Annotated in this window: 14 protein-coding genes; 3 read left to right on the top strand and 11 right to left on the bottom strand. The window is 53.1% G+C overall.

From position 1 onward, the window contains the following. The 8 genes from Q2J39_RS03065 to Q2J39_RS03030 form a co-directional block, all read right to left on the bottom strand. Window positions 1–171 (bottom strand): transposase (locus Q2J39_RS03065; protein WP_300968113.1); only part of this gene is annotated, 171 nt, incomplete at its 3' end. A gap of 328 nt (window positions 172–499) precedes the next feature. Next, entirely contained in the window at window positions 500–1,234 is a 735-nt protein-coding gene (locus Q2J39_RS03060) for a hypothetical protein (protein ID WP_230267544.1), read from the bottom strand. Window positions 1,235–1,414: 180 nt separating this feature from the next. Next, window positions 1,415–2,836 (bottom strand): Asp-tRNA(Asn)/Glu-tRNA(Gln) amidotransferase subunit GatB, encoded by a 1,422-nt coding sequence (gatB, locus tag Q2J39_RS03055; RefSeq protein ID WP_230267545.1) that lies wholly within the window; start codon window positions 2,834–2,836, stop codon window positions 1,415–1,417. After that, window positions 2,821–4,200, bottom strand: a complete 1,380-nt coding sequence (locus Q2J39_RS03050; protein ID WP_288338902.1) for an amidase family protein — start codon at window positions 4,198–4,200, stop codon at window positions 2,821–2,823. The genes gatB and Q2J39_RS03050 overlap by 16 nt, the downstream gene beginning before the upstream one ends. Continuing rightward, a complete protein-coding gene (gene gatC / locus Q2J39_RS03045) occupies window positions 4,201–4,494 on the bottom strand; it encodes an Asp-tRNA(Asn)/Glu-tRNA(Gln) amidotransferase subunit GatC (RefSeq protein ID WP_288338903.1) in 294 nt (97 codons plus the stop codon). Window positions 4,495–4,631: 137 nt separating this feature from the next. Next, complete coding sequence (locus Q2J39_RS03040; RefSeq protein WP_230267548.1) at window positions 4,632–5,753, bottom strand: CamS family sex pheromone protein; 1,122 nt, start codon at window positions 5,751–5,753, stop codon at window positions 4,632–4,634. After that, window positions 5,740–7,743, bottom strand: a complete 2,004-nt coding sequence (gene ligA / locus Q2J39_RS03035) for an NAD-dependent DNA ligase LigA (protein ID WP_230267549.1) — start codon at window positions 7,741–7,743, stop codon at window positions 5,740–5,742. Before ligA ends, Q2J39_RS03040 begins: the two co-directional genes overlap by 14 nt. A 275-nt stretch (window positions 7,744–8,018) precedes the next feature. Beyond that, the gene (locus Q2J39_RS03030; protein WP_288338904.1) at window positions 8,019–10,298 is read right to left on the bottom strand and encodes an ATP-dependent helicase; all 2,280 of its coding nucleotides are present in this window, start codon (window positions 10,296–10,298) and stop codon (window positions 8,019–8,021) included. A gap of 514 nt (window positions 10,299–10,812) precedes the next feature. Here Q2J39_RS03030 and Q2J39_RS03025 point away from each other — a divergent pair. Continuing rightward, window positions 10,813–11,544, top strand: a complete 732-nt coding sequence (locus Q2J39_RS03025; RefSeq protein WP_288338905.1) for an SIS domain-containing protein — start codon at window positions 10,813–10,815, stop codon at window positions 11,542–11,544. A gap of 291 nt (window positions 11,545–11,835) precedes the next feature. Here Q2J39_RS03025 and Q2J39_RS03020 read toward each other — a convergent pair whose 3' ends face one another. Then, a complete protein-coding gene (locus tag Q2J39_RS03020; RefSeq protein WP_288338906.1) occupies window positions 11,836–13,020 on the bottom strand; it encodes a hypothetical protein in 1,185 nt (394 codons plus the stop codon). A gap of 185 nt (window positions 13,021–13,205) precedes the next feature. Between Q2J39_RS03020 and Q2J39_RS03015 the strand changes: the two genes are divergently transcribed. After that, window positions 13,206–14,132 (top strand): class I SAM-dependent methyltransferase, encoded by a 927-nt coding sequence (locus Q2J39_RS03015; RefSeq protein ID WP_288338907.1) that lies wholly within the window; start codon window positions 13,206–13,208, stop codon window positions 14,130–14,132. Between the two features lie 333 nt (window positions 14,133–14,465). Here the strand turns inward: Q2J39_RS03015 and Q2J39_RS03010 are convergent, their stop codons facing one another. Beyond that, complete coding sequence (locus Q2J39_RS03010) at window positions 14,466–15,326, bottom strand: zinc-ribbon domain-containing protein (protein ID WP_230267554.1); 861 nt, start codon at window positions 15,324–15,326, stop codon at window positions 14,466–14,468. Between the two features lie 274 nt (window positions 15,327–15,600). Between Q2J39_RS03010 and Q2J39_RS03005 the strand changes: the two genes are divergently transcribed. Further along, window positions 15,601–16,422, top strand: a complete 822-nt coding sequence (locus tag Q2J39_RS03005; protein ID WP_230267555.1) for a M15 family metallopeptidase — start codon at window positions 15,601–15,603, stop codon at window positions 16,420–16,422. A gap of 104 nt (window positions 16,423–16,526) precedes the next feature. Here the strand turns inward: Q2J39_RS03005 and Q2J39_RS03000 are convergent, their stop codons facing one another. Next, window positions 16,527–17,219 carry an HAD family phosphatase gene (locus tag Q2J39_RS03000; RefSeq protein WP_288338908.1) on the bottom strand — a complete coding sequence of 231 codons (693 nt, stop codon included), beginning with the start codon at window positions 17,217–17,219 and terminating at the stop codon, window positions 16,527–16,529. Window positions 17,220–18,144 lie beyond the last annotated feature (925 nt).

Raw genomic sequence — 18,144 nt, 5'->3', positions numbered from 1 at the left:
GGCTCTTTCTGCCACATTATTGTCGATCGGATAATCACCGTCTTCCAGGTACCTTACCAGCGAGTTCACTCGATCCATGAAGTACTTGGCTGCTCTGTAGGCGGCACTTTTTTCCTCGAATCCACCCTGACTCTCTATCATGACTCTTGTGAGTCTTTCTCTGAGCCAGATAGATGTTTTTAACTTTTGAGAAATCGATACCGAGATCGATTTCAGGGATGATTGGTTCCATGAAAAAGCCTCCTTGAATAAAGAAATTATCCCAAGGAGGCCGTCGAGAAAATACCCGTCTTTTATTTGAGGCTTACGGCGTTCCGGTCCTTTACGGGCGCTCTCTCCTTTTGAATTTCCTGTTCGTAAACTTTGACAATGGCTTCGGCTGAACTGGCGGCTTTCCCCGTTTTGCGCGGACTTTCTATTGGGTCAGCGCGTTCGTTTGCGAGCTTGCTCCAAAATAAAACCAGCCGGGGATTCCGGCTGGCTGTCTGTTTCAAATGTTCTACTGGTAGTAAATGAAGTTTCCGTATTCGTCGTAGTAGCCGAGATTTTCATCCGGCAGAGCTTCCTGCTGCGCGTTGGGATCTTCGGCCGGCTGTTCGGCTGCAGAATCCTGCGCAGGCGCCTGCGGCGTCTGAGCTTCCTTCTTGCGCACCTGTTCGGCGAGTTCCGGATTTTTCGGCTGGGTAATGTGATCCACCACAAAGTCGCTGGCGGCTGCAGTTTTCAGCAGCTTGGTGAAGTGCCAGCCGTCGGCGGGATGCTGATCGTCGACGATGTAGTTGTAAGCGGAAATTTCCAGATCGTAGTTTTTACCGTTTTCCGAATTCGTGAAGTACGTATCGATCGGCAGGTAGTTGTTGACGATGTCGTACGCCTGGCGGCACGCTTCTTCGAGAATCGCGTTGTCCGCATTGTCGACCATGTTCAGGTTGACGCGCAGGGTGGCGGATTCGAGATTGATCGTGGCGCTTTCTACGCCGCCGATCGTAAGCAGATCGCCCTGAATGGCATTCATCTGCGAATCCTGAATGCGCGGCTGCAGGTCGTTGACGCCAAAGCGATTTCCTTCAACGGGGTGGTTGTTGCCCTGTGCACTGGTCAGCAGGACGTAACCGACAATGAGGAACGGAATCAGAATGATGATCAGAGTAAACCAGACGAGCTTGTGGCCCTGTTTGACTTTCTCCTTTTTCGGCTTTCTGACCCGTTTCGTTTTTTTAGGTGTATCGGGCATAGTTCTCTCCAATTCATTTCCATCAGCTGCCTCAGGCAGCAGTATTTTTTCGTGTCCGGTTCTGAGCTCTCTCAAAAACCAACACAATCATATCACACGAAGACTTTTGTGATGGCTGAGGCCGGCCGCGTGAACAAACTGTTAGAAAACTCCGGTTTTCCCTTTGTTCAAAGGGAGAATTTACCGTTTGTTCAGTTCCTGAACGAGCAGACCGTTGGCCTTTTTCGGGTTGGCCTGGCCTTTGGACGCCTTCATGACCTGACCCATGAGAAAGCCGACGGCACGGTTTTTGCCGTTCTTGAAGTCTTCGATCGATTTCGGGTTCTGATCGAGTACGGTGTTGATCAGCTCGAGCAGCGCGCCGTCATCGGACATCTGCTGCATGCCTTTGTCCTTGATCACCTGATCCGGATCGGCGCCCTGCATGACGTCTTCAAAGACTTCCTTGCCCTGCTTGCCGGAAATGGTACCCTCTTCGATGAGGTTGACCAGACGGGCGATCGCCTTGGCGGAAGCCGGATTTTTCGTAAAGTTCAGGCCGTTTTTATTGAGCCAGGCGCTCAGATCGCCGATGACCCAGTTGGCGGCCTTCTTGGCGTCTTTTGCATCAGCCATCACGGATTCGTAGAAGTCGGCCATATCGCGGTCGTTGACGAGAACGGACGCGTCGTAATCGTTGAGGCCAAACTGCTTTTTAAAGCGTTCGAGGCGCTGTTCGGGCAGTTCTTCGAGCGAGTTCTGGATTTCCTCGATCCACTTTTCATCAAGACGGATCGGGAAAATGTTCGGTTCCGGGAAGTACTTGTAGTCGACATTGCCTTCTTTTTTACGCATGAGCACGGTCGATTTGGTCGGCTCATCGTAGCGGCGGGTGGACTGTACGATTTCTTCGCCGGCATCCAGCGCAGCGTTCTGGCGTTCGATTTCCGCCTGAACGGCTTTCTGCACGTTGGCGATCGAGTTCAGGTTTTTGATTTCGACTTTCGTTCCGAGTTTTTCGGGATCGTCGGAAAGCGAAATGTTAATGTCGCAGCGCATGGAACCTTCTTCCATCTTGACGTCGGAAACGTTCAGATAGAAGAGCGTGCGGCGCAGCGCTTCGACATATGCAGCCGCTTCGGCTGCGGAATGCATATCCGGTCGGGAAACGATTTCGACAAGCGGCGTGCCGGCGCGGTTGAAGTCGATGTACGTGCCGGTGTCCTTATGGAACTGCTTGGCCGTATCTTCTTCCATGTGAATGCGCTCGATGCGCACTTTCTTTTCCCCTTCATCGGTCTGGATGAGCACATAGCCGTCCTTGCCGATCGGGTGGAACTGCTGGGTGATCTGGAAGCCTTTGGGCAGATCGGAGTAGTAGTAGTTTTTCCGGTCGAATTTGACGAGCGGGTCGATCGTGCAGTGCAGACCGGTGCACGCTTTAATAGCCAGGCGGACCGCTTCCTTGTTGACGCAGGGCAGCGTTCCCGGATGACCGAGGTCGATGACCGAAGTGTTGGTATTGGCCGGATCGCCGAAGGCTACCAGCGCTCCGGAAAACATTTTCGTTTTTGTTTTCAGCTCGCAATGGATTTCAATTCCAATGGTTACTTCACGCGGCATGCCGGTTCCTCCTTAAAGTCAATGATTTTCTCGAGCGCAGCGGCCACATCCAGAAGTTCCTGTTCCTGGAAGGCAGGGGCGTTCAGGTTAATGCCAAACGGCAGACCGTTATCGGCCAGAGAAAGCGGCATCGTCAAAGACGGATAGCCGGAGAAGTTGGCCAGCTGCATATGCTCTTCTTCGAAGCGGTCCTTGCCAAAGCGGACATCGCTGCTTTCTTCAATGAGCGGCGCGGTATCCGGTGCGGCCGGGGCAAGCAGCACGTCGCACGAGTCGAACAGTTCTTTCCAGGCGTCGACGAGCAGACGGCGGATTTTCTGCGCCTTGCGGAACAGGCGGTCCTGGTTTTCTTCAAAAAGGGTGTAGGAGCCGATCACAAAACGGGCGCGCACGTAGCTTGAGAAACCGGCGGTACGGGAATTGGTCATGACTTCTTCGACCGATCCACCCGGCTTGCGCACACCAAAGCGGATGCCGTCCAGGTTGGAATGGTTGGCCGTCGCTTCGGCGTTGGCAATCGTCTTGTATACGGGCGCGATGAGATTCATCAGCTTTTCATCCATGTACAGATCGACAGCTTCCGCACCGGCTGCCTGAATTTTTTCAACGAGTTCGTCAAAATCCTTTTTCAGTTCCGGGCGGGCGATGCGATCGCTGACGGTACGGAAAATACCGATTCGCTTGCCCTTTAAATCCGGATTGAGATTTTCTTTATAGTGTTCGACCGGCAGAAAGGAGCTGGTCATGTCATGATCGTCGCGGCCGGCGAGCACTTCGAGCGCTTCGGCCGCGTCTTCGATAGTGCGGGTAAAGAAGCCGACGGTATCGAGCGAAGAGGCATACGGAATGATGCCGTAGCGGGAAATGCGTCCATAGGTCGGTTTGAAGCCGACGACACCGCAGAAGGCAGCCGGCTTACGGATGGAGTCGCCGGTATCGGTACCGATGGCAAGGGGCGCGCAGCCGGCAGCCATCAGGGCCGCACTTCCGCCGGAAGAACCGCCGGTAATGTGGGCGGGATTCCACGGGTTGCAGGCCGGACCGGTCGATGCGTTGCGGTTGGTCCCGCCCATGCCGAGTTCATCCATGCTGGACTTGGCGACGATGACGGCGCCAGCGTTTTTCAGTTTTTCAACGATCGTGGCATCGTAGACCGGCACGTAGTTGTCGAGAATTTTCGAGCTGGCGGTCGTACGGATGCCTTTTGTGCTGACGTTGTCCTTGAGGACAACCGGAATGCCAGAAAGAAGGCCCTGAACGGGTTTTTCCTGCGGTTCGCTTACGATGGTGACCGCCGCGTTCAGCGTCGGCTGGAGCGCCTCAATCTGGGCTGCGGATTCGTTTGGAGTCAGACGGGTTTTCATTTATTTCACCACCTTTGGAACATGAACGTGTCCCATGCGTACATCCGGCACGTTCTCAAGTGCTTCCTCGCGGGAGAGCACATCGCATACGGTATCTTCCCGTAAAAATACGGTTTCGTCTTCAAAGGGATAAATCATCGGTTCCAGCCCTTCGGTGTCGATACTCTCGAAGAGTTCAACCTGGGCTTCCACCGCCTGAAAGTCCTTTTTAAGCTCTTCAATTTCCGCATCGCTCAGATCAAATTTCAGATCCGAGGCCAGTTTGCGAAAATATTCGGTTGAAAATTTTTCCATCGGTTTCCTTTCTTTCTGTGCTGTTCTGTTTATCTGGCCGGAAAACCGGCTGAAAACGAGCGGCCTGTACGTTTCGCTGGATTCAAAGGGCTTTTAAAGCCGCCGGATCCGAAAAGCAGAAGCCTCTCGTTTCTGTCTTAGTAAATGCTCATGACCTTGACGCTCTTCGAATCGGGTGCGCGTTCGAGCAGAGCGCAGACGTCGCTGTTGTTTTCGATAATCACTTTATACGTGCACGTCGTATCGGTAAACGCCGAAAGATCTTCGCGCACGGACTGAATGACCGCGAGAATCTCGCTGACCGTCTTTCCGTGGGCCGTGATATGAATCGTCAGCCGCACGATGGTGCCGTCCTGCACCTTGGCTTCGCCGGTCGTATACGTCGCGTCGGACAAAATCGACATGACCTGCTGGCGGAACGTTTCAAATTCCTGCGCCATTTCCGGATGGGCCTGGCTGAACTGACTGGATGGAACGATCAGATACTCTTCGTGAAGGGTATTGACCTGCGAGTTCTGGCCGCGGAAGTATTCGGTGAAAATATAGCCGCCCTTGGAGTGGCTGTTTTCATCGGTGTTGAGCTGGTAAGCCGCGATGAAAATCGGCACATCGGGTGAAATCTCGTTAAAGCGCTCGCGCAAATAGGACACGATTTTCGTTCCCGTCTGGGTAAGAAAGTTTTCCATTTTCTCCGGGGCGATTTCAATGCGCTGACCATCCTGCGTCACCGCATCGGAGACGGCCAGGCCAATGGAAATGCCCTTGAGCGTATCGCCCGAATAAAAGTCGAGTTCGTAAATGTCGTTGACAAGAATCGGACCGCGCACGATGCCGTTGCCGGTATCGAATTCTTCATCCGCCGACGGGTTCAGACCGTTCGGGTTGCCGTCACGCAGCGTACCAAGCAGGCCGCGGCTGCCGTCGGTCGCGTCGAGTTCATCGTAGTCGAGGAACACGTGGGTACGGAAGTTGACGTCCGAGGGCGAGAAGTACTGCTTCGACAAATCCATCAGGCCGGATTCGAGCTGGCTTCGAATGTCGATGTCGCTGATCAGACCGATATGCTTGCCGCGCGTATCGCTCGTTTCATACGGAAGCACCGCGCCATAGTCGCCGGGGCGAAGGCCCTGCACGACGCGGGCGCCTTCTTCCGAACAGCCGCTCAGCAGCATCGAAGCCGAAGCCGCGAAGACCAGCGCCTTTTTCAGAACGCCCGAGCGTCTGACGGACGCCTTTGTATCGGTATTACGCCGCTTCATCGTGAGAAATCTCCTTGAGGAAGTCGTCTTCGCTCCATACAGGAATGCCCAGACTTTCGGCCTTGGCCAGCTTGCTTCCCGCACTGGCGCCTGCGATGACCAGACTGGTCTTTTTCGAAACCGATCCGGCGACCGAAGCACCCAGCGATTCCAGAATTTCCTTGGCTTTCGAGCGCGGCATCTGTTCAAGCGTACCGGTCAGCACAACCGTCTTGCCGGCGAAAAAGGAATCGGAATTGACCGCTTCTTTCGGGGCTTCTTCCATATTGAGACCGAGCGTCTTGAGCGCCGCGATCAGCTTCTGGTTTTCTTCCTGCGCGAAGAAAGAATGAATGCTTCTGGCGGATACGTCCCCGATGAACTTCACCGCGGAAAGTTCGCTTTCGCTGGCGTTCATGAGCGCATCCATCGAATGGAAGGCGTCCGCAAGCAGTTTAGCGGCCTTGCTTCCGACCTGCTCAATGCCCAGGGCAAAAAGCAGACGGTCAAGCGGCTGCTTTTTGGAGGCTTCAATGGCCGCAAACAGCTTGTCGGTTCCTTTTTCGGACCAGCCTTTGTGCGCGAGCAGTTCTTGGCGGCGTTCATGCAAATGATAAATAGCTTCAATCGTGCTTAAAAAGCCGTTGTCGTGCAGCCAGACGACGCGCTTGTCGCCAAAGCCGTCGATGTCCATGGCTTCGCGCGAACAGAAATGAATCAGGCTGCGCACGATGCGGGCCGGACAGTTGGGGTTCGGGCAGAAATAGTCCGCCTCACCTTCCAGACGCACCAGATCCGAGCCGCAGACCGGACACGTCTTTGGCCATTCGTAGGGCACCTGCGTTCCGTTTCGCTTTTCGGGCAGTGCGCGTACGACTTCCGGAATGATATCGCCCGCTTTGCGGATGATGACCTGATCGCCGATACGCAGATCGTAGGCGTCGATGCGATCGCGGTTGTGCAGAGTCGCGGCGCTGACGAGCGTGCCGGCTACGCGAACTGGCGCCAGAATGGCGTTTGGGGTAATTTTGCCGGTGCGTCCGACGGTCAGCTCGATACCCATCAGCGTGGTTTCGACTTCTTCCGCCGGAAATTTATAGGCGATGGAATAGCGCGGATACTTGGCAGTCACACCGATCTCATGCTGCATCGCAAAATCGTTCAGTTTGACGACAATGCCGTCAATTTCAAAAGGAAGACTCGAACGAATCTTCGAAATGCTTTCAATAAAGTCCCAGATTTCTTCAAAGGAAGTGCAGAGCTTCCAGTTGGGGAAAACCGAAAAGCCCATGGCTTTGAGCTGTTCGAGGGCTTCGGCCTGGCTTTTTACGCCATGCTCTTCGCCGTTCTGGAAATAGTAAAGAAACATGTCCAGGCGGCGCTTGCGGGCAATGGACGTATCCAGGTTGCGGATCGTGCCGGCCGCGGCGTTTCGCGGATTAGCAAACAGCGGCAGATGCATTTCTTCCTGGAGCGCATTGAGCTTTTCAAAGCTCGCCTTGGGCATGATGACTTCCCCGCGCACTTCTACATGGCCCGCCTCGTCGATATGCATCGGAATCGAAGAAATCGTGCGGACGTTTTCCGTCACGTCTTCGCCGACCGATCCATCCCCGCGCGTAACCGCACGAACAAAGGACCCGTTTTCATAAATCAGAGCCATGGCCAGTCCGTCGAACTTGCATTCGCACACAAAGGATGCCCGTCCAAATTCTTTCCAGATCCGTTCGCAGAACTCTTTCAGTTCCTCTTTGGAAAAGACATCATCCAAAGAAAGCATGCGCTGGTCGTGGACGACTTTTTCAAAGCCGTCGAGCACTTTTCCGATAATGCGCTGCGTTGGCGAATTGGGATCGTAGCTTTCCGGATGTCTGGCTTCGAGCGCCTTGAGCTCTTCGAGCAGCGCGTCGTATTCCGCATCGGATACCGTCGGATTGTCGTTGATGTAATACTCTCTTGAATACCGTTCAAGAAGACGGCGAAGTTCTTCAATGCGTTTGATTTCATCCATACGGCATGCCTCCTGTCTCTGCTCCTCCTGCCGGTCTCCTGCGGCCGACTGCGAATGTAAAAGCCGGTCAGCCAGGGAAAACGGGAGGGGAATACGGTCCTTGTACAGACCGTTTCCATGTATTTATTCGTACATATTCTTTTCTTATGTATTTCTTTATTCCTGTTCGGATTACAGCCTGCCGCATACTGCGCGGCGGGCCTGAAAAGGAAATGAAACCATCGTCCATTGTATCAAAGTGCACCCCGCTTGTCGCAGGCGGCTAAGGACGGGTTTCAGCTGGCGAGATCTTCGGGATCGACGTCGGCTAACGGCGTAATGAAGTTCGCGTTAATCTTTTTGACGTGATCGTATCCGTCAAACTGAATCTGGATAATATCGCCGGAAACGTCGAGGATCGTTCCCTGCTTGAACTTATTGTGGAAAATCCGATCGCCCTTATGGTACGTCACCTTTTTCGGTCTGGACTTGGCGCGTGCCGCAAGGGTACGGGCCGACTTCATGCGCTTCTCGCGATTTTCGACCAGTTTGGCGATCTTTTCGCCGGTCTGTCTCGACGTTTTGACGTCCTTTTTCTCCTGCTCCAAATCGCTCAGTTCCGGTACGGGACCAGGACGGCGCATGTGGGCAGTCAGCGTATCGGGAATTTCGTCGATAAACTGCGAAGGAATTCGATTGCCCTGCTGACTGTACATATAGCCGGTGTTCCACGTCAGAAACAGAAGGTCCTTTGCGCGGGTCATGGCGACGTACATGAGGCGCCGCTCTTCTTCCATGCCTTCTTTTCCGCTTTCCATAACGGAGCGCATGGACGGAAACGTGTCTTCATACAGGCCGCTCACGAACACCACCGGGTATTCCATGCCCTTGGCGGTATGGACCGTAGAAAGGGTGACGGCGTTGCGGTCTTCTTCGTCGATGCGGCCGGTGTAAATCGCCAGATTGCTTAAGTATTCATCGAGGGTGAGGGTCGCGTCGTTGGAATAGGCGGCGGTAATATCGCTGTCGAGCGCACCGATGTTCTGCATGCGCTCTTCGACTTCATCCATCGCCAGCGATTTCTTATAGCCGGTCTCTTCGACGACCGCGTCGACCAGACCGAGCAGACCGTACTTTTCATAGCGCGCCTGAATGCGGTCGAGCACATCGATAAAGGATCTGGCCCTGGCCGCATTGACGGTTTTTGGATCACGCAGCACATCGAGCATGCTTAATCCTCGATCCTGACTTTCCTTGCGCAGCGTATCCATGAATTTTGGACCGATTTTGCGGCTTGGCACATTGATGATGCGCTCGAGATACAGATCCTGGCTCATGAACGCCGGATCATCGGGATCCGGTTTGCGCAGAAGAAAGAGGTAGGCCAGGATGTCCTTGATTTCCTTGCGCTCGAAGAAGCGGATGCCGCCCAGAATGCGGTACGGAATTTTCTGCTTTACGAGTTCTTTTTCAAAAATACGGGAAATATAGTTGGCCCGGTACAGAACCGCAATATCTTTATACGGAACGGGCTTGAGATCCTTGGCGCCGATCGAATGAAGACGGGCGATCATCATCGCCACAAAGCTGGCTTCGCTTTCGTCTTCCATGCCCCCAAAGGTAAGGATCGGCTGCGCGCTTGGACGCGTGGAAAACAGATCTTTTTTCACGCGGTTGCGGTTGTTGGCGATCAGCGCGTTGGACGCGTCGAGAATGACCTGTGTTGAACGGTAGTTCTGATCGAGGATAATCGTTTTTGCATCGGGGAAATCTTTTTCGAAATCCATGATGATGGAAACCGAAGCGCCGCGCCACGAATAAATAGTCTGGTCCGGATCGCCGACCACCACGAGCTGGGCATCGGGGCGAACGAGTTTTCGAATCAGGGAATACTGGATCGGGTCGGTATCCTGAAACTCGTCGACGTGAATGTAGTCAAGACGGTTTTGCCACTTCGTGCGGACGACTTCGTTTTCGGTAAGGAGAGCATCCGTATTGAGAAGCAGATCGTCAAAGTCCATGGCGAACATTTCGTTCTGTTCGCGAAGGTATTCGGCATAAATCGTCGTCAGCACGTGTCCGTCCGGCGTATCGGCCAGAACGCGCGCTTTCTCCGGATCGACCTGTTCGCGCTTGCATGAAGAAATGAAGCTGAGAATCTGCCCGGCGGGATATTTCTTATTATCGAATCCTTTTTCCTTGCGAATGCGGCTGACCATGGATTTCTGGTCGTCCCCATCGAGGATGGTGAAGTTGGACGGATAGCCGGCCGCTTTGGCGTCCATGCGCAAAATGCGGGCGCACAGCGAGTGAATCGTCGAAATGCGCACGTCACCCGCTTCTTCAGGCAGGATTGCCTCAAGGCGGTCTTTCATTTCCCGGGCAGCCTTGTTGGTGAAGGTGATCGCCATGATCCGGCTGGGGTACACATCCGCTTCACGGATCAGATATTCAATGCGGGCCATCAGTACGCTGGTCTTGCCCGATCCGGCGCCGGCGACAATGCGCAGCGGCCGGTCCAGACAGCACACCGCTTCTTTCTGTGCCGGGTTCAGTTTCTCCATCAACTCGCTCATTCTGCTTCCCTCTTCTTTTCTCGAAAAAGCGGTCGAAATCCGATCTCTGACCGCATCGTTTTGCCCGTTCGGGCGGTAAGAATCGTCCTGTTATTATACCATGCCCTCCCATGCCCGAAAGGCAGGCGCAGGTCTGTACAAATGTGCGTACTCTTTTCGTTTACCTGGCAGAATGTTTGAACAATTCAGTCCGTATGAATTTATTTCTTCATTGAATGGATAATAAAACATCTATCGTATACGGAAAACGCCGTTTTTCGGATCCTGGCGGCTCCAATTGTCTGCATATGCATACAAAGGATTACCGCTTTGTTTTTTTGTCGGCTAAAGTAAAGACAGCAGGAAGCGATTTACCATCTTCCGGCATGGATCCGGCAGCCGGATCTGTGTCCGCACCTGCGCCTGCCGATCTCTCCGCATCCTGAAAAGAAATCCGCACTCCAGGCGGCGCAGCAAAAGATGGTACTGTTGCTCATCCCCGTAAAAAAGGAAAGAAAGAAGGAAACGGATCCTCATGAATGCAGCCGCAAAGTATTACCAGCATGCTTCCAGCCTTCTCGATCAGACATTTGAAGACGAAGAAGCTCACATTCAGCAAGCCGCCTCGCTGCTGACAGACAGCTGTCTGCAGGGCGGACGAATTTACGTATTTGGTTCCGGCCATTCGCACATGATGGCTGAAGAAGTGTACGCCCGCGCCGGCGGACTGGCGCTCATTAAAGCTATCCTTCCCCAGGAGCTGATGGTCATCGACTTCCCGACCAAGTCGACCGGTCTCGAGCGCATTTCCGGCTATGCCGCCTCGCTGCTTGAGCTGTACAAGCTCGATGAAAAGGACACGATTGTCATCATCTCCAACTCCGGAAGAAACAGCGTACCCGTGGAAATGGCGCAGGCCGCCAGAGAAAAAGGTGCCAAAGTCATAGCTCTGACTTCTCTGGCTCACTCGAAAGCGTGCACGTCCCGCGCGCCGTCGGGCAAGCGGCTCTTTGAGCTTGCCGATGTCGTTCTCGACAACCACGCCCCCAAAGGCGATGCCTCTCTGGAAATTGAAGGCTGCGATACGCCCGTCGGCCCGGTTTCCAGCTTCCTGGGCATTTTCCTGATGGATGCCATGATGACGCAGGTCATTGAAAACCTCGCCAAAGCCGGCAGGAAGCCGCCCGTCTTTGTCAGCTCGAACGTGGACGGCGGCGACGAAGTCAACCGCAGACTGTTCGAAACGTATTACGGCTACTGGAAATAAAAACCTGCCTCTGTCTTAAAAGACGGCCGCTCTGCTCTGCACAGAACGGCCGCTTTGTTTTTGGGAAATCTCAGGCTGGAAAACTTTTGGCGAATGCTTTTGCCGGATCGGCTGTGCGAATCTGCCCGGCGGATCGGTGCGCAAAATCTGCCGGGTCATGCATAGAAAAAGGAAGCCAGACGCGTTTATACGCCGGCTTCCCTGTCTTGCTTCGTTTTGGCTGAGGGTCTTCGGTTTTATCATCCCGCACATCCTGCAGGTATGAAGTCTCAAAACTTCTTCTTGCTTTGACTAAAGGGTGGTAAAGCCGGATTCTTCAATGCACGTCTTCAAATAGTCGCGTTCCGCTTCGCTGCGCGCTACACCATGAATATAGAGATCGCGCATGTTGTCGCGGATCATGGCATCGATCGTGTAAATGCCATCCTGCTTGTATTCTTCCAGCCACAGGACGCTGTCGTCCTTGCGGAACTCCGGCTCCTGTTCCTGTACGCTTTTCAAGTCAGGAAGAATGGACGGCTGCTTGGAAGCCTGCAGCAGCCAGGCCCATTCCTGTTCTTCTTTGAATGGAGAAGTCAGGAAAACGGACTGTGTGGCTGGATCGTAGCTTCTCTCTGCAGTACCCGCAGCTACAATCCGCACGTCTTCAAAGATGTGGTAGACTTCGCGTGTCCGATACGAGACAGCTTCCCCGTCCATTTCGATGGCTCCTTCCAGTTTGTTGTCGCGTCCGAGAACAGAAATCAGTTTCTTATAGGCGTCAATTGGAAGTCCAAGCGTCGGGTCAAGACGGAAGGCGATTTCGAGATCATCACAGATTTCATTGGCCACCTTTTCCGTCTGTTCGTTCATTTTGGAAAATTCGCCGTAGCTTTCCTTGGCCAGAAGCGTCAGGGCGGCGTTGCGGAAAAAGCGTCCGTCGCGATCCCAGTTGTTCCAGACATAAAAATGATCCATGAGTTCAGCCGCATCCTTTGCGCGGAATTCGTGTTCATCCATGTCGCCGCTGGCGGTCAGAATCTGTCCTGCCTCTGCTTTGGGCAGATAGTACGTTTCATCGAACATATAGTTTCGATCTTTAAATCCGGGTTCTTCCAGAACGAGCTGACGGACATAATCGATCTCCTGCTCGTACTGCTGCACCAGACGGTCAAAATTTTCGTCCCTGGCATAGTCGAGATCGTCATCGAGCTCATAGTCTCCGGGAATTTCTTCTTCAATGTCTTTAAACAGATCGACCACAAACGCGTGGAAGCCAGGACCGCCGTGACGGGTATTGGAAGAAAGAATCAGATCCTTTCCATCTTCTCTGGCGACGATTTTTCCCTGCGGGCAGACCAGAATTTCAACATGGCCGCCGCGCTCTTCAATCTGAACGCCTTCCCGCTCGCAAAGTGCGCCGAGCACTTCATACAGTTCTTCCATCTGTTTCTCTTCTCTGTTTTTACAGATCAGCTGAACAAACATGATTAACATCCTTTCTGTTCTAAATAGGACCACAAGTATTATTTCATTTTTTGGCATCGCCCATTGGGCTCATGCCCGATCTGCCTTTTTTCATGCGGTACGGCCTGATCCGGGCGCGGTCAAAAACGAAACATCGTTGCGGCCGGTCATTTTCTTTGAATCGATTATACTGTTGTTGATTAGAGGTATCGATTATGAATCAAATTGCCAGAGACTGGACCGATTATGAGGTCCTTGATGCAGGAAATAAAGAAAAGCTCGAGCGCTGGAACCATGTCGTTCTGCGCCGCCCGGATCCGGTAGCCATTTGGCCGATCGATGACGAACGGCCATGGAAAAAAGCGGACGCCGTCTATCATCGTTCGAACAAAGGCGGCGGACAGTGGGAATTCAAAAAATCCGTCCGGGATTTCTGGACGATTTCCTATAAAGATCTTCGCTTTAAAATTTCCCCGACCGGATTTAAGCATACCGGTCTTTTTCCGGAACAGGCGTCCAACTGGGATTTTATAATGAAGGCCATCCGCGAACGGAAGAAAAAAGCGCCCGAAGCGCCGATCCGCGTTCTGAACCTTTTCGCCTATACCGGCGGGGCGACTATGGCGGCTGCCAAAGCCGGTGCCGATGAAGTCATCCATCTCGACGCCTCCAAAGGCATTAACGCCTGGGCCAGAGAAAACATGGAACTGAACCATCTGCAGGATAAAAAGATCCGCTTCCTGATCGATGACGCGCTGAAATTCATACGCCGCGAACTGCGCCGCGGACGGACGTATCAGGGCATTATCATGGACCCGCCTTCTTACGGACGCGGCCCGAACGGCGAAGTCTGGAAACTGGAAGACAACATTTATGAACTGATCGACGAAGCGCAGAAGCTGCTAGCCGATGACGCGCTGTTCTTTATCGTCAATCTGTACACTACCGGCTTCCCGCTCTCGACCCTTTCGCAGACCCTGGAGCGCACGGTTGTTCGCCAGCATGGCGGCTATGTGGAAACCGGCGAAACGCTTCTGCCGATTCAGGCCGGCGACGCGGTACTGCCATGCGGTCTGTTTGGACGGTGGACCTCGTTTCGTCCCGAACATCCCGACCCCATCGCCGAAGCGAAAAACGGCTAGAGCTGAGTCATCACCTGGCGAAATCTGACCTTCTGCGTACAACCTTCTGCGTACAAAAAGAAGGCCTGAGCGCCCGATGATACTTCGTAGACAATTTCAAACTATGCATTCAAATACAGCCAGCAGGATTTCCTTATGAAGAGGGAAGCTTGCTGGCTGTTGTATTGTATGAATAATAATTTTTATGAATTGTAAATACAGTGGTAAGGTTTTTAATTAATGCTTTCGGCGTTCTGTCCAGATAAAGCGGCAATCTTTTTGAAGAAATTGGAACAGATCCGAAAACGGCCTGTTTTCAAACGCGATCGTACGCAGAAGGAAAACGGATGAGAATCAGCCTGCGCGGGAAGCGTAAACATAGTCGTCATCCGAAAGGCAGACCCACTTGTCCTCGCCAACACGCCCCCAGACGCTGCCGTCACCCGCGGTTTCTTCTTCAAGCACGGTAATGATGGTGCCTTCGCTAAGACGATCGACCTGGGAATGATCCAGAGACGGTCCGCTGCGAACCTTCATCACATAATTGAGGCGATACTGCGTCTTTGCGGGTTCTGGCTTTGGCTCCGGTTTTGGTTCAGGTTTCGGCTCTTCTGCTTGCGCAGCCTGCAAGCTGACGGATGCTTTTTCGTCGGATGCGGGAGCTTCAGAAGCCTTTAAAGACGATTCGGCACTCGGCTTCTGGGAAGAATCCGACGATTTGTCCGACAGAAAATCCTTCGCGGACGAATCGGAGGAGATGACGGCCACATCCTGCCTGCCAGCCCCGTTATAGGTGAAGAAGAACCATCCGCCAAAGGCGCCGACCCCTAAAAGAAGTGCAGCAGCCAGAACGATCAGAACGATTTTCCCTGCAGAGCCAGACTTTTTGGGCTGAGGAGCGGAAGGACCGGAAACGGGTGCAGGCGGCACTGGGGCATAGTTTTGCGGACCGGGCTGACGCGGCGGTTCAGCATAGCCATTTGGCCCTGCGCTGTTCGGACCGTAATGGGGCGAAAATCCTCTGTTGGACGACGGATTTTGAGGATTTGGCCTCTGCCCGGTCTGCAGGCCGTCAGACGATGCCGGATTTGGACGATCCGCTGGGTTTGGATTCGGATTTGCGCTGAAGTTCGAATTGGGCAGCGGCGTCCCGCACTTTGCACAGAATCGAGCCTCATCCTTGTTGGAATAATGACAGGATGGACAGTTTTTCATAGAACCTCCCTGAATATGAATATTAATTAGTTATAATCATCTTATCATTGCCAAAACCGATAAAACAAGACAGCCTGAACTCCACCGGAATCCAGCAAGCCCGTATCCCTTTTTCGGTGCAAAAAGTGTACGGTCTGCTTGATAAAACAGGAGCCGGAACTGATCGGTCTGGTCTTTCCTCTTCCAGGGCAATACATTCAACACGTATGAAAAAGAGAAAACATCTGCGTCCGCAGTTTTGCCAGAAGCGGATGCGGTCGAAAGGAGCCTTCGCATGAAAGGACGTCAAATCGAAAAACTGATTTTAGCCGCCCAGCTCGCTGCGCTTTCCATTTTTGGAATGGCCGCCTGCAGCTCTTCCAGGTCAGGCACTTCTTCCCAGGCGGATCCGAGCAGCCAGACCGTTCCCTCGGCTCAGCGCTCGGAACGAACATTCGAAGAAATTGCCGAAGCCAGACGCAAAGCGGAAGAAGCCATCCAGTCGCCTGACGGTCCCCAGGATGGGGATTCGGTTCCCGCTGAAACGCTTCCGGAAAACGGGCAGGCTACTGCTCTAAAAGAAGAGACAATCGACGGCATTTACTATAAGGACGGCATTCTGATTGCGAATAAAAAGCACGGTCTTCCGGCGGATTATGCCCCAGGCGTCGATCCGACCGCCAGCGCGCAGGTTTCCGCTCTGATTGCGGACATGATCGCGCAGGGCATGGACGTAAGCTATGACACGTCCAATTTCCGAAGCTACGACACGCAGGCCGGCCTCTACAACAACTATGTCGCCGGCTATGGTCAGGCTGAGGCGGATACCTTCTCTGCGAGACCTGGATATTCGGAACATCAGACCGGACTGGCGTTCGATTTGAAGCACAGCAGCGGCGCGCTGCTGACCGGACCCACAGAAGCCCAGTGGCTTCTGGACAATTCCTGGAAGTATGGTTTCATCGTTCGCTATCAGGAAGGAAAAGAAGGAATTACCGGCTATCAGGCGGAGCCCTGGCATTTGCGCTATATCGGCGACAAAGCGCAGGCCATCGCGCAAAGCGGTCTTTGCCTGGAAGAATATCTTGGCGTGGACGGCGGCGATTACGCCCAATAATGCCATTAAAAAAAACGGGAACGGATCGTACCGTTCCCCATATTTCTGATCGATCGGCTTTCTATCGCCGATCGTTTTTATTGCTTTTCTTTAATCGATTTTCCTTAATCGTTCTCCTTTTCGGATGGAATGGCTTCGATTGGCAGATCAATGCGGATCTCCTTCATGGAATGCACGACCTGACGGATCTGTTTTCTGCCGGCCATCTGTGAGGCAATATGCGACGAATCCAGCAGCCGCACATCCTGACAGCCGCTTTCAATCGCGCTGTTTATTCCCGCCACAGAATCTTCCAGAATGGTCAGTTCCTCTAACGGAAGGCCGAGAATTTCGGCGGACCGCTCAAACATGGCGATTTTATTTACGTATGTTCCGTCATCGTAGACGATATTTTCCTCTCGAATCCAGCGATCGAGATGAAAGCTGCGAACGAAAAACTCGATGTTTTCCCAGATGGAAGCAGAACAGATCGTAAAGGGAATGCCGCGCCGGGTCAGTTCATCAAACAGCGCTTCGCTGCCTTCGATCAGATGAAAAGACGCCTGATCTTCTGCGCAGTACTGGCGATACAGCGCTTCCTTGCGCTGGGAGAGCTGCTCTTCCCTTGCCGGGTCGATTTTCCCGTTATTGAGGTAGCGAATGATCTGCACATTCGGCTTTCCATTCATATGCAAAACGAGTTCTTCCTGTGTCACCGGACGGTTTCGCAGTTCGAGACTGATCTGGTTCCACGCTTTGACATGCTTGTCGTGGTCGAGAAACAGCGTTCCATTAAAATCGAAAATTACACCTTTCATTCGGATCCCCTCTCTGGCTTATGGCTTTCTTGTCCATCGCTCTTTCTTTGAGCAGACGGATTTATCGGTTCAGTCCTATCTTATCGAACCCATGCTTTTCCTGCAGACAAATACGGATCCTCTCGATCCAGGTTCTGCTTTCAGTGAATCCTCTGCTTCTTTCCTGCTGCCGCCTCCGCCTTTGCCATCCAGGCCGATTCCCAGTGCGCAGTCCGATTCTGGATCGGATACTTCCCAGCCGTCTGCGCCCAGAACGAAATGGATTCTGCTGGCAGGGCTGGCGGCGGCTGTCGCGCTTGCAGGCCTGGTTGGCTCAGGTCTGGTGGAAACCTGGACAAAGGGAAGCGATCAGGAATGTCTGAACGCTTTGGAGTCCAGGCCGACTCGTCACTGAACCACAAGACTCGTAAACAGTCAGAAAGAGCAGATGACAGCTTACTCAGAAATGTTTGAGAAAGAACTGGAGCATCCTGAACCCTTTTATGACCGCTATTTCAGGATCCGAAACTCAAGGAATGGATCCGGGAGTTTGTGGATCTGCTGAAATCGTCAAAGGACAGGGCCTCTCAGTATTGACCGGAACAGCGGAAAACCTTTTCGGCAGACTACAACATAAATGAATTCAGCCGTCGGATCGCACTTTTCAACCAGATCCGTGAAAAGTATCCGCTGGAATTTTCTGACGCATACGATTCCAGTACTTTACGCATACGCACCTGATTGACGATGCGGATGCTCGAAGCGAAGGGCTGGACGATCTGAAGATCGAACCGGCTGACCATTTTTCAAAGGAAAATGAACAGGCTTTTCTCGAGGCTTTAAGCCGCACGCTGGGTGCCCGCTGGACGGCCAGCGAGGAAGGAACCGTTTTCGACGGATTTATTCCTCTGCAGATACTGGATACGAAGGCGCGGCATGAATATAA

Source organism: uncultured Allobaculum sp. (assembly GCF_948576815.1).
In the GTDB taxonomy this organism is placed as follows: Bacteria; Bacillota_I; Bacilli_A; order Erysipelotrichales; family Erysipelotrichaceae; genus Allobaculum; species Allobaculum fili.
Note: the sequence above shows the minus strand (reverse complement) of the source record. Positions and strands in the feature narration are given on the sequence as shown.

Coding starts and splice junctions, on each gene's coding strand:
- Q2J39_RS03020 (WP_288338906.1), bottom strand. CDS start 13,020: ATGTTAATCATGTTTGTTCAGCTGATCTGTAAAAACAGAGAAGAGAAA.
- Q2J39_RS03060 (WP_230267544.1), bottom strand. CDS start 1,234: ATGCCCGATACACCTAAAAAAACGAAACGGGTCAGAAAGCCGAAAAAG.
- Q2J39_RS03000 (WP_288338908.1), bottom strand. CDS start 17,219: ATGAAAGGTGTAATTTTCGATTTTAATGGAACGCTGTTTCTCGACCAC.
- gatC (WP_288338903.1), bottom strand. CDS start 4,494: ATGGAAAAATTTTCAACCGAATATTTTCGCAAACTGGCCTCGGATCTG.
- Q2J39_RS03030 (WP_288338904.1), bottom strand. CDS start 10,298: ATGAGCGAGTTGATGGAGAAACTGAACCCGGCACAGAAAGAAGCGGTG.
- Q2J39_RS03040 (WP_230267548.1), bottom strand. CDS start 5,753: ATGAAGCGGCGTAATACCGATACAAAGGCGTCCGTCAGACGCTCGGGC.
- Q2J39_RS03010 (WP_230267554.1), bottom strand. CDS start 15,326: ATGAAAAACTGTCCATCCTGTCATTATTCCAACAAGGATGAGGCTCGA.
- Q2J39_RS03025 (WP_288338905.1), top strand. CDS start 10,813: ATGAATGCAGCCGCAAAGTATTACCAGCATGCTTCCAGCCTTCTCGAT.
- Q2J39_RS03005 (WP_230267555.1), top strand. CDS start 15,601: ATGAAAGGACGTCAAATCGAAAAACTGATTTTAGCCGCCCAGCTCGCT.
- Q2J39_RS03050 (WP_288338902.1), bottom strand. CDS start 4,200: ATGAAAACCCGTCTGACTCCAAACGAATCCGCAGCCCAGATTGAGGCG.
- ligA (WP_230267549.1), bottom strand. CDS start 7,743: ATGGATGAAATCAAACGCATTGAAGAACTTCGCCGTCTTCTTGAACGG.
- Q2J39_RS03015 (WP_288338907.1), top strand. CDS start 13,206: ATGAATCAAATTGCCAGAGACTGGACCGATTATGAGGTCCTTGATGCA.
- gatB (WP_230267545.1), bottom strand. CDS start 2,836: ATGCCGCGTGAAGTAACCATTGGAATTGAAATCCATTGCGAGCTGAAA.